This window comes from Microbulbifer okhotskensis (genome assembly GCF_023895975.1).
Classification (GTDB): domain Bacteria; phylum Pseudomonadota; class Gammaproteobacteria; order Pseudomonadales; family Cellvibrionaceae; genus Microbulbifer; species Microbulbifer okhotskensis.
The window spans coordinates 1-1345 of record NZ_JALBWM010000286.1 but is presented as its reverse complement, the minus strand read 5'-3'; the positions used below and the strand labels follow the sequence as shown (position 1 = coordinate 1345).

Below are 1345 nucleotides of genomic sequence, written 5' to 3'. Positions count from 1 at the left end.
AGACAAGATAATTACAGTCACGATTTAAGCTGATTTATATGGGACAGCCCTGGGGGGGGGGGGCAGCTGGCGTGAATCAGCGGTGGAAAAATATCTGGGCTATAGCGAGTGCACAATCGAGAAGTAGTGGTGTTACTCAGGAAAGAAAATCCTGGCAAGTGCGTGTTTTTAACACGATCGATGTCCATATGTAGATTCTACTGCGCAGATAATCGTATAACTGAGGCGTCACATACTGAAGTGCTATATGGTTGGATTGCTAGGCGAGATGTTCCACTATCATGTTTTATAAGGAGACTCCGTGTATAAAGTGAAGCTTGTGATTGCTGGCCTTTTCTCTGTATTAGCAGTTGTTACACTTGTTTCACAGAGATATGTGATGGCATGCGCGGCTGTACAATTCTTGGATTATGAGGAAGTGGCGCCTGATATTTTTATATCACCGGGTATTGAAAATGTCAGTAAAATTTTAGAAATTATTTTAGAGGCCAGGGAAAGGGTGGGTGTAACCTTTGGGCCTATGATGTCTTCGCCCAGAATTATACTTACAGCAAGGCGTGAAGAAGCTGCCAGGTTGGGAGCGAATTCAACCGCCACTACTCACTATATTCCCTTGGGGGCGTGTATCGTCCTTGCTCCAAAGGGGCAAAACGTGGATGTTGCTGCACATGAATTGGTTCATGCGGAAGTAGGGTATCGAGTCGGCTGGCTTACCCATTGGCTAGAGATTCCAGTGTGGTTTAATGAAGGTGTGGCCTTAATAATTGACCAGCGGTCATCTTTTTTAGTTGATAACATTAATGTAAATCAAGCTACAATCGAAACGGTCAAGCAGCTGAATACAGGAAGAGAGTTCTTTTCTGGAGATAATGTCCATAGAAATTATTTGGCATCCAGGCTGGCTGTTGAAGCTATAGAGCATTCAAACGTGTATGAAAAATTGGCGCTTATTCGTAGTGGGAAAAGCTTTGATAGTGTGTTTGAAATATTATAATAATGGATATCTATTGCTGGGCTGACGTATTATTGTACATCATATTTGTTGCAACGTGAGAGGCTAAGCAGCATGTCTGGAAAAGTGGCATTCTCGAAGGAAGATCTCTTAAGCGTGATTTAAAGGCATATTTTTTATCCATTCCTTCTGGTAAATAAAAATGACACGTTGAGATTAGAAATCGCTGCTTCACTATGGTTTGGGTTATATATTATAACGTCCATTTCTCGAGAAGGTTATGTCTAGCAAAGAGCTAAATGAGTATTACGATGCCACTGAGAATAGTGAGGTTCGAGCCAGGGCTGTCCCATATAAATCAGCTTAAATCGTGACTGTAATTATCTTGTCTAA

General features: G+C 41.8%; 1 protein-coding gene. It reads left to right on the top strand.

Going from position 1 to position 1345, the window contains the following annotated elements; translation table 11 throughout:
* The first annotated feature begins 301 nt into the window (after window positions 1–301).
* A complete protein-coding gene (locus tag MO867_RS22085; RefSeq protein ID WP_252473188.1) occupies window positions 302–994 on the top strand; it encodes a hypothetical protein in 693 nt (230 codons plus the stop codon).
* The last annotated feature ends 351 nt before the right edge of the window (window positions 995–1345 follow it).